This is a genomic window from Gordonia sp. 852002-50816_SCH5313054-c, assembly GCF_001665925.1.
Lineage (GTDB): Bacteria > Actinomycetota > Actinomycetes > Mycobacteriales > Mycobacteriaceae > Gordonia > Gordonia jacobaea.
Genome location: NZ_LZTE01000028.1, coordinates 38,163 through 47,942, shown reverse-complemented (window position 1 = coordinate 47,942; position 9,780 = coordinate 38,163). Strand labels below are relative to the sequence as shown.

The 9,780-nt window shown below is 65.4% G+C and carries 8 protein-coding genes; 7 read left to right on the top strand and 1 reads right to left on the bottom strand.

Going from position 1 to position 9,780, the window contains the following annotated elements; all coding sequences use genetic code 11:
* Window positions 1–241: 241 nt before the first annotated feature.
* The 4 genes from A5788_RS04400 (at window position 242) to A5788_RS04385 (ending at window position 4,032) form a co-directional block, all read left to right on the top strand.
* Window positions 242–1,612 carry an SAM-dependent methyltransferase gene (locus A5788_RS04400; RefSeq protein WP_064865303.1) on the top strand — a complete coding sequence of 457 codons (1,371 nt, stop codon included), beginning with the start codon at window positions 242–244 and terminating at the stop codon, window positions 1,610–1,612.
* A complete protein-coding gene (locus A5788_RS04395; RefSeq protein ID WP_049700273.1) occupies window positions 1,609–2,439 on the top strand; it encodes a DUF1295 domain-containing protein in 831 nt (276 codons plus the stop codon). Before A5788_RS04400 ends, A5788_RS04395 begins: the two co-directional genes overlap by 4 nt.
* A 146-nt stretch (window positions 2,440–2,585) precedes the next feature.
* Complete coding sequence (sigK, locus tag A5788_RS04390) at window positions 2,586–3,155, top strand: ECF RNA polymerase sigma factor SigK (protein WP_005207638.1); 570 nt, start codon at window positions 2,586–2,588, stop codon at window positions 3,153–3,155.
* Window positions 3,148–4,032 carry an anti-sigma factor gene (locus A5788_RS04385; RefSeq protein WP_049700329.1) on the top strand — a complete coding sequence of 295 codons (885 nt, stop codon included), beginning with the start codon at window positions 3,148–3,150 and terminating at the stop codon, window positions 4,030–4,032. Before sigK ends, A5788_RS04385 begins: the two co-directional genes overlap by 8 nt.
* Window positions 4,033–4,098: 66 nt before the next feature.
* On the opposite strand, the gene A5788_RS04380 is transcribed toward A5788_RS04385, so the two are convergent.
* Window positions 4,099–5,814 (bottom strand): flavin-containing monooxygenase, encoded by a 1,716-nt coding sequence (locus A5788_RS04380; protein WP_064865341.1) that lies wholly within the window; start codon window positions 5,812–5,814, stop codon window positions 4,099–4,101.
* A gap of 399 nt (window positions 5,815–6,213) precedes the next feature.
* On the opposite strand from A5788_RS04380, the gene A5788_RS04375 reads away from it, so the two are divergent.
* The 3 genes from A5788_RS04375 to A5788_RS04365 are packed head-to-tail and all read left to right on the top strand — an operon-like array spanning window position 6,214 to window position 9,732.
* Window positions 6,214–7,485 (top strand): aromatic ring-hydroxylating oxygenase subunit alpha, encoded by a 1,272-nt coding sequence (locus A5788_RS04375; protein WP_197494425.1) that lies wholly within the window; start codon window positions 6,214–6,216, stop codon window positions 7,483–7,485.
* Window positions 7,485–8,516 carry a hybrid-cluster NAD(P)-dependent oxidoreductase gene (locus A5788_RS04370; RefSeq protein ID WP_064865309.1) on the top strand — a complete coding sequence of 344 codons (1,032 nt, stop codon included), beginning with the start codon at window positions 7,485–7,487 and terminating at the stop codon, window positions 8,514–8,516. Before A5788_RS04375 ends, A5788_RS04370 begins: the two co-directional genes overlap by 1 nt.
* Window positions 8,517–8,523: 7 nt before the next feature.
* The gene (locus tag A5788_RS04365) at window positions 8,524–9,732 is read left to right on the top strand and encodes a sarcosine oxidase subunit beta family protein (RefSeq protein WP_064865312.1); all 1,209 of its coding nucleotides are present in this window, start codon (window positions 8,524–8,526) and stop codon (window positions 9,730–9,732) included.
* Window positions 9,733–9,780 lie beyond the last annotated feature (48 nt).

Here is a 9,780-nt window from a genome sequence, read left to right as displayed (position 1 = left end):
AAACGATCGTCGGCAGCGTCAGATGTGTATAAGAGACCCCCACCGTCGGCCGAGCCCACGGAACCGCTGGTCGAGCCCACCCCACCGGCCGAGCCTCAACCCTCGCTGGTCGAGCTTGTCGAGACCACCACGCCGACCGAGCCCACCACGAGCCCACCGAGCAGCCTTCAACCGCTGGTCGAGCCGGCCACGAGCGCAGCGAGTAGCCGAGTCGAGACCACCCCCACCCGAAAGGTCACCGATGAGTAGTCCCACCACCGACTCCGACTCGCATGACACCCCGCCGCCCGCGCTCGACACCGACCTCACCGCGGCCGACGCTCGCCGCTGGCCTGACGTCGCGGACGTACCCACCGGCGCGGCCGCACGAGTCCGTGGTCGCGCCGCAGCGTGGCTCTTCCGACACGCGACCACCGGAATCGGAGTCCGCATCGAGTTCCCCGACGGCTCACGTCGCGGAAGCAAGACCGATTCGGTGTTGCCGCGCATGATCGTTCGTCGCCCGGTCGCGTTCTCACGTCGCGTCGGCTCGGGCGGTCTGATCGGATTCGGTGAGGCCTTTATGGCGGGCGACTGGACCACCGACGACCTCGTCGGTGTCCTCACCCCCTTCGCCGAACGAGTCGCCCGGCTCGTCCCGAAGCCCCTGCAAACCCTGCGCGCACTCGTCCTACCCCGACATCCCGCCGACGAGGAGAACACCGCCGCCAACACGCGCAGCAACATCGCGCGACACTACGATCTCTCCAACGACCTCTTCGCGACCTTCCTCGACGAGACGATGACCTACTCGAGCGCCCTGTTCGACGACCCGTCCCTCGACGCAGACGCCGCGAAGACTCCCAAACCAACCTCCCAGGCCGGATTCGACGACCTCGCAGATGCCCAGCGCCGCAAGGTCGATCGCCTGCTCGATGCGGCGGGTGTCGGCCCAGGCTCGCGCGTCCTCGAGATCGGAACCGGCTGGGGCGAGCTATGCCTGCGGGCTGCAGCACGAGGAGCCACCGTGCGATCGGTAACTCTCTCGAGCGAGCAGCGCGAGCTCGCGATGCAGCGCGTCGACGAGGCGGGCTTCGCCGACCGTGTGCAGATCGACCTGCTCGACTACCGCAGCGTCACAGGTACCTATGACGCCGTGGTTTCCGTCGAGATGATCGAGGCCGTCGGCGAAAAGTATTGGCCCATCTACTTTTCGACGATCGATCGGGTGCTCGCGCCCGGAGGCCGCGTCGCCATCCAGGCCATCACCATGCCCCACGACAGGATGCGCGCCTCGCGGAACACCTATACCTGGGTGCACAAGTACATCTTCCCCGGCGGGCAGCTCACCTCTCTGCCCGCACTGCGCGACGTCACCGCAGAGCACACCCGACTTCGCCTGCGCGACAACCTGTCCATGGGCCATCACTACGCCGAGACATTGCGACTGTGGCGCGAACGCTTCACCGCTCGCCGCGCCGACGTCGAATCCCTCGGTTTCGATTCGACGTTCATGCGGATGTGGCAGTTCTATCTCGCCTACTCCGAGGCGGGATTTCGCGCTGGATACCTCGACGTGCATCAACTCGTCTTCACCCGTGATGACGACTCCGCCGGGAGCACCGACTCATGACAGGACTGACCGGGTGGGCGGGCTTCGGCGTGGTCACCGGAGCGTCGTTGCTGTTCATCGTTGTCCTGCAGGCCATCACGTTTGCGGTGGGACGTCGTCTTGGGCACTACAACGTCGTCGACGTCATCTGGGGATTCGGATTCGTCGGGATCGGCTGGATCGCACTGATTCTCGGTGGCGGCGACATCACCCGACGATGGATTCTGGCCGTCGCCGTCACGGTGTGGGGTCTGCGACTGACCTGGCACATGCTGGGCAAGGTTCGCGGCAAGGGTGAAGACCCACGCTATGCAAAGGTCCTCGGCGAGAACCCCTCGGCCGAGCGCGTGATTCGCAAGATCTTCGGAACCCAGGGGGCTGCACAGTGGTTCGTGTCGCTGCCGCTGCAGGTCTCCGCGGTCACGCACGCGACGCACGGAATCTGGTGGATCGTGCTGATCGCGGGTGTCGTGCTCTGGGCCATCGGCATCTCGTTCGAGGCGATCGGCGACGCGCAGATGACGTCGTTCAAATCCGATCCGTCCAACAAGGGCAAGATCATGGACCGCGGGCTCTGGGCATGGACGCGTCACCCCAACTACTTCGGCGACTCCGCCGTGTGGTGGGGCATGTGGCTCATCGCCGCGTCGGCATGGCCCGGAGTTCTGACCGTGCTCTCGCCCGTGGTGATGACCTACTTCCTGGTGTTCGCAACCGGCGCGCGTCTCCTCGAGCAGTCGATGAGCAAACGCGACGGCTACCCCGAGTACCAGCAGCGCACGTCGTACTTCTTCCCTCTACCGCCGAAGACGCGTGAGGGGGCGGGTAGTCAGGGCCACGCGCCATGACCGCCCTGCTCGCAGCCCCAACACCTCCAGCCCGGTCGACGAGTTCGGCCTGGTCGCCGAGTTCTGCCGGACGCAAGACTCAGGTGTGGTTGAGGGTCGGCACGTCGCCAATTAGGGTGAACTGCGATGAACGCAGAGGCCTGTCGGTGACCGCTGACCACGATGCCGGCGACCGGCTGCCCGCACTTCTGGAGAAGATCGCTTCGGGAGACGAGCTCGCATTCGCCGAGTTCTACGACCTCACCAGCCATCGCGTCTACGGCATGGTGCTGCGTGTTCTGCGCGACCCCGGCTACAGCGAGGAGACCACGCAGGAGGTCTACCTGCAGGTCTGGCGATCTGCGTCGACGTTCCGCGCCGACCTCGGCTCGGCGCTGAGCTGGCTGATCACCCTGGCACACCGCCGCGCCGTCGACCGTGTGCGATCGGAGACCGCGAGCAGCCGCCGCGAGGAGAACTACGGAGCACAGGACTACACCTCGACGTTCGACGAGGTCAGCGAGGCCGTCGACAAACGGGAGACGAGCTCTCAGGTCCGCGGCTGCCTCGAGACGCTGACCGACGTCCAGCGCGAATCGATCGGCCTCGCCTACTACGAGGGGCTCACCTATCGCGAGGTCGCCGAGCGACTGTCGGTGGCTCTCCCCACCATCAAGAGCCGTATCCGCGACGGAATGGCTCGCCTCCGCTCATGCCTCGGAGATCGTGATGTCTGACGAAAATCCCACTACCCCAGCACCTTCGGACGACAACCTCGTCAGTCTTGCACCGATGCTCGGCCTCGACGCACTCGGCGCGGCCGAGCGCGACTCGGTTGCCCGACGCCGCGCGAAGGCGTCGGACACCGACCGCGCCGCCTTCGACCGCGACGTCCGACTCACCCGCGAGGCGATGGCCTCGGTCAGCTCCACCACATCCGCGGCTCCGCCACCAGAACTGCGCGACCGCCTGCTGCACCTCATCCGCACCGAGCCCCAGGACGACGCACCGTCGCACCGGCCCGCGGGTCTGTCGGCAGTGACCCCCTCCCACGAGGCGGGAGCTGCAGACCCCTCCCGCCAGACCGGAGCACCGGCGGACCTTTCTCGCTGGTCGAGCCGGTCCGGAGCGCCAGCGGAGGGCCGAGTCGAGACCACCCCACGCAACCGTCGCATCCTCTACCTCGCGGCCGCGGCGATCGTGGCCGTCGCGATCGGAGCCGTCGGCTGGGTCGTCGGCGCCAATCTCTCGTCCGACAACGAGCCTCAGCAGACCACCGCGCAGCAGGTGTTCGACGCCAAGGACATCCGCACCTCGTCGGGTTCGGTCGCCACCGGCCGCGCGACCGTCGCATACTCCGAGAGCGCAGACGCGGGCGTGCTCGTCATGAACGACGTCCCGCCACCCAAGTCCGGAACCGTCTACCAGATGTGGCTGGTCGGCCCCGAGGGCGCGACGTCGGCGGGCACCATGACCGACAAGGACGTTGCCCCGTCGACCACCGCGGTGATCCCCCACATCGGAAACGCGAAGTCGCTGGCGTTCACCGTCGAGCCGCCCGGCGGTTCGACGACTCCGACCAGCAGCTTTGTGGCCGAACTGCCGCTGAGCTAGGTTCCGCGCCGCAGTTGCGTGGGACACACGGGGGCATTTTTGTACCCGTGTGTCCCACACAACTTTTCAGATCAGATGCTTCGGGTGCACGCGCTTGGGCATCAGCTGCAGCAGCGCTAGCTGACCGGCCATCTGCCAACGGTTTTCGACGGTCTCGGAGTACAGGTCATCGAGCGCTGCCTTCCCGAGCCTGTGCGGCCCGACGATGCGATAGCACGACTGGTTGAAACTCCCGAACCACAACTGGATAAACAGCTTGGGATTCACCATCATTCGCCAGGCGGGCACCAGGCAACCGATCTCGCCGGCGAGTGCGTCCAGGTACAGCACCTGCGACGGAATCGCCTCCGTGTGGCCAGGACTCAGCGCAGTCCAGTGCTCTTCCCACTCCTTTTCGCGACCGATGCGTTCGTCGATGTTCGACGGCGCGGCGAGCTTTCCGCTGCACAACTGCGCGAAGTACCGCGCCTGCATCTCCGCGCAGATCGGGATGCCACCCGAGAACGGCCGGACGAATCCGATGAACGCCGCGGTGCCGTCGTGTTCGGGGTGCAGGAAGTGCTTGTAGAGGTTGCGCACGTTGCCGTCCTTCACCTGCAGATCGCCGATCGACAGCTTCTCGGTGGTGAAGCCGGTGCACAGCACGATCGCGTCGAACTCCGCCGAGCTCTCGTCACGGAAGCGCACCGTCGAACCGTCGGAGCCTGCAATTCCACTGTCGTTCAACGCTACTCGTCCGTCGACGAGACTCGGGATGAAGCTGACGTTCTTGCAGAAGATCGCCCGCTGCGCCCAGCTACCGTCGGGATGCGACCGTCGATTCCAGGTGCGAATCATGTCCCAGTTGGCCTCGTTGTCGAGGGTGTCCACGTCGATCTTCGCAGGCTCCATCGGCTGGCCGAGAGGATTCACGTCGGGCTCGACGGTGCGCCGACCTCCCGGCGCCCTGCCCGCGTACGCCCGCACTACACCTGCCGCAGTGGTGAACACACCCAGCACCACCGACATCGCCAGGAACAGCGCCTTGATCACCGAGTTGCGGCCCCATGCGGAGTCGAGCACGAACGGATACTCCGCCGACCTCCTGCACATCTCATGCGCATGCGCACGGACGGTTCCGTTGTCGGTCGTCCTCGTACGGTTGAACACACGCGGCAACAGGTAGGTGTAGGAGCGGATCGCAAGAGTGCATTCCGTTGCCACATCACCGATTTCGCGCACGAGGTCTGCACCGGATTCGGCCATTCCGACAATCAGAACCCGCTTTCCGGCAAACCGGTCGCTGTTGCGGTACTCCGACGAGTGCACGACCTCCCCGGTGAAACCCTCGAGCCCCGCGATCGCGCGGTTGGGTGTCTTGAAGGGGCCGGAGCAGACGGCTACCGCGTCAAAGCTCTCCGACGACGTCGCGCTCCCGCGTGAGACCGTCACCGTCCAGCCCCGGTCGTCGCGCCGGATATCGGTGACCTCTGAACCGAACGTGATGCTGTCGGCGAGACCGAATCGGGCCGCGTACTCGCGCAAGTACTCCAGATACTGCGCGCGCGTGTAGAACACGCGGCCGTCGGCAAAGGGGTGATCCGAGTAGGCCATGAGTTTCATCGAGATCGTGAGCATGAGGTTGTCGTAGGCCTTCATCTGCTCGCCATCGCCCTCGTGGCGCAGCCACAGGCCACCGAAGTCCGTGTTCTTGTCGAAGCAGACGACGTCGTGCCCCTCGTCGCGCAATTGCTTGATCGTCGTCAGACCACACGGGCCCGCACCAACCACACACACCTTCACGGCAATTCCTTCGAGTTTCCGGGCGTCGAATTCGACGGCCAACCAATCGAGACTTAGGGAAGGCTAACATCACCTCCTCATTGGCGGGGATGTCATATCCGCAGGTCAATGACCCACACCGGTCAATTCGGGCCAACCCGACATGGATTGCGCATCGCCCTGAATCGTCGCCAGACCCCTCCTTGCGTCCGATTGACAGACGCAACCCGAGCATTCACACTTGTTGCATCAGTTGCTTGTCGTTGCGTTATACGCAACTAGCAATGCAAGGGTCGCCGCTGACCCCCGCACGCCTGCCACCGCGATCCCATACGCCGCCAAGAGAGACTTCGATGGCCGATGCACACTGACCCGCCCCAGCAGAATGCGCGGTCGACCGCACACCGAGCCGACCCGGCCATGTGCACCCTGATCGACACGCGTGTCGTCAGCGAAAGCCTCCCGGGCCAGTGCTACGTCGATCAGAAGTGGTTCGACGTCGATCTTGACGAGATCTTCGCCAAGCAGTGGATCTTCGTCGCCGCCGAAGCCGAGATCGCGGAGCCCGGCGACTACGTCACCGTCGAGTTCGGAACGCGATCGGTCATCGTCACGCGTGACAACCTCGGCAACGTCCGCGCCCACCACAACGTCTGTCGCCACCGCGGGGCGCGCCTGATCACGCAGGCAAACGGCTCGACCGGCACCATTGTCTGCTCGTACCACTCGTGGACCTACGGCACCGACGGCCGCCTCATGTACGCCGAGGCCCAGGCACCCGACTTCGACAAGCGCTGCTTCTCGCTCCGCTCCGTCGCAGTCCGCACCATCGCCGGCCTCGTCCTCATCTGCCTCGCCGACGACCCGCCCACCGACATCGACGACGTCGCGCGCATCGTCGAACCGTATCTCGCGCCTCACCGACTCGCGGAGGCCAAGGTCGCCAAGCAGACCGATCTCGTCGAGAACGGAAACTGGAAGCTCGCAATGGAGAACAACCGCGAGTGCTACCACTGCGGCGGCCATCCGGAACTCCTGAACGTCTTCTTCCCGACCTGGGGCTACAGCGACTCCGACGCCATCCCAGACCGACTCACCGCTGTCGTGGAACGTTATCGACGCGCCACCGCGGAACTCACCGACACGTGGACCCGCTTCGGCCTTCCCTATCGGCGCATCGCCCAACTCGACTCCCGCCCAACGGGTTTCCACATCGAGCGGGAAGCAATGGATCTCGCGGGCGAGTCGTTCACACTCGACGGAACCTCCGCGTGCACACGCCCGCTCTCCGACGACCTACCCGACCGCCGACTCGGCCGCCTCTCGATGCACCTGCAACCGAACATGTGGTTGCACGTGACCAGCGATCACGCAGTGTTGTTCTCCGTCATACCGATTCGGCCCGACGAGACGCTCGTGCGCACCACCTGGCTGGTCAACGCCGCGGCAGTCGAGGGCGTCGACTACGACCTCGATCGACTCACCGGGGTCTGGGAGATCACCAACCAGCAGGACGCCGACCTGGTCCGGCTCGCGCACCGGGGCATCGCCGATCCCGCCTACGTTCCCGGTCCGTACGGACCGTCAGAGTTCCAGGTCGAGGCGTTCATCAACTGGTACATCACACGGCTGCGCGTCAACCTCGGACTCGACGCTGACGCCACACCCGATCAGATTGCCGAGAGCGCGTGATGAGCACCGACCACCTCCTCGTGTGCGTCGACCGCACCGAACTCACCCGCGACATGGCGACGTTCACCTTTCGCGCAGTCGAGCCGTACACGTTCGTGTTCAACCCAGGGCAGTTCTTGTCCGTCGGAATAGAGATCGATGGGCGGGTCGTCGAACGGTGCTACTCGATTTCGTCGTCGCCCACCCGCCCGGACACCCTGTCGATCTCGGTGAAACGTAAAGTCGGTGGGCACGTGTCGAACTGGTTGCACGACAACATGTCTGAAGGTCGAACCATCACCGCGTCCGGGCCACTCGGCCGGTTCAGCTACATCGACAAGGCCGCAACCAAGCTCCTGTTGATCTCCGCCGGCAGCGGCATCACCCCGGTGATGTCGATGCTGCGGGCCGCCACCGATTCCGACACCGATACCAGCCCCGACATCGTCTTCATCCACAGCGCCCGCACGCTCGACGACATCCCGTTCCGCACCGAGCTCGACGACCTCGCCGTCACGCACCCCAAAGTCGCTGTCGCCTTTGCCTGCACACGCCTCACCGACGACGATTCGGGCGCCGCGTGGTCGGGGCATCGTGGCCGACTCGACGCCGCAGCCCTCGCCCGCATCTGCCCCGATCTCGCCGAGAGGGAGGTCTTCCTCTGCGGCCCAGGCCAGTTCCGTGCGGGTGTCCGTTCGGCTCTCGTCGCCTCCGGCGGTTCGCTGACGCGAATTCACGAGGAGAGCTTCGGCTTTCGGTTGCCAACCAGCGACGACGGCGCTGCCTCCGACGGCGTCAGCGTCGACTTCACCCGCCGCGCACGCCGTATCCACGTCGGCACCGGTACGACGATCCTCGCCGCCGCCGCGGCTGCAGGAGTCACGCTTCCGTCGTCCTGCGGTGTCGGCCTGTGTGGCTCGTGCAAGGTGACCAAGACCTCGGGCGACGTCGTGATGAACCATCAGGGCGGAATCCACCGCCGCGAAATCGAGCAGGGCAAGATCCTGCTCTGCTGCTCCGAACCACTCTCGCCCGTCGTGATCGATCTGTGAGGACCCCATGACCAGCCCCCATCCAGACTTCCTCTGGCGCAACCCCGATCCCGTGCCCCACTACGACGTGGTGATCGTCGGCGGCGGCGGCCACGGCCTCGCCACCGCCCACTATCTGGCACGCAATCATGGGATCACCAATGTCGCTGTGCTCGAGCGTGGTTGGCTCGCGGGCGGCAACATGGCACGCAACACGACGCTGATTCGCTCCAACTACCTGTGGGACGAGAGCGCCGCGATCTACGAGCATTCCCTCAAGCTCTGGGAGGGACTCGAGGACGAGCTCGGGTATCCGATCCTGTTCAGCCAGCGCGGAGTGCTCAACCTCGCGCACACCGAGCAGGACGTCCGTGATTCGATCCGCCGAGTAGAAGCCAACCGGCTCAACGGAATCGATGCCGAATGGCTCGACCCCAAGCAGGTCGCCGAGGTCTGCCCGATCGTCAACACCTCCGCCGACATCCGCTATCCAGTCCTGGGTGCCACATTTCAGCCGCGCGGAGGGATCGCGAAGCACGATTGGGTCGCATGGGGATTCGCGCGCAGCGCAAGCGACGCCGGCGTCGACATCATCCAGAACTGCGAGGTCCTCGGGTTCGAGACCGACGCGGGCAAGATCACCGCGGTCAACACCAGCCGCGGGCGAATCGGGGCAGGCACCGTGGCACTGTGCGCCGCAGGCCACACTTCGACGCTCGCCGACCCGCTCGGCATCGACCTTCCGCTGCAGAGTCACCCGTTGCAGGCTCTCGTCTCCGAACTCCTCGAGCCCGTGCACCCCACCGTCGTGATGTCCAACGCGGTACACGTGTACGTCTCGCAGGCACACAAGGGCGAGCTGGTGATGGGAGCGGGCGTCGACTCGTACAACGGGTACGGCCAGCGTGGCGCTTTCCACATCATCGAACGCCAGATGGCGGCGGCCGTCGAACTGTTCCCGATCTTCGGTCGAGCCAGGCTGCTAAGGACATGGGCGGGCATCGTCGACGTCACCCCCGACGCCTCACCGATCCTCGGCGCCACGCCGTACGACAATCTGTTCCTCAACTGCGGCTGGGGCACAGGCGGTTTCAAGGCAACACCAGCCGTCGGTTGGTGCCTCGCGCATACCGTCGCGACCGGTGCACCACATCCGATCAACGCGCCGTTCACCATCGAGCGCTTCACCACCGGCGAGCTCATCGACGAACACGGCGCCGCAGCGGTAGCGCACTGAAACACTGACACCGCGCCGCTGATACCCCGCCACCGACACCGCAGCCAC

Coding starts and splice junctions, on each gene's coding strand:
- A5788_RS04385 (WP_049700329.1), top strand. CDS start 3,148: ATGTCTGACGAAAATCCCACTACCCCAGCACCTTCGGACGACAACCTC.
- A5788_RS04370 (WP_064865309.1), top strand. CDS start 7,485: ATGAGCACCGACCACCTCCTCGTGTGCGTCGACCGCACCGAACTCACC.
- A5788_RS04375 (WP_197494425.1), top strand. CDS start 6,214: ATGTGCACCCTGATCGACACGCGTGTCGTCAGCGAAAGCCTCCCGGGC.
- A5788_RS04365 (WP_064865312.1), top strand. CDS start 8,524: ATGACCAGCCCCCATCCAGACTTCCTCTGGCGCAACCCCGATCCCGTG.
- A5788_RS04395 (WP_049700273.1), top strand. CDS start 1,609: ATGACAGGACTGACCGGGTGGGCGGGCTTCGGCGTGGTCACCGGAGCG.
- A5788_RS04400 (WP_064865303.1), top strand. CDS start 242: ATGAGTAGTCCCACCACCGACTCCGACTCGCATGACACCCCGCCGCCC.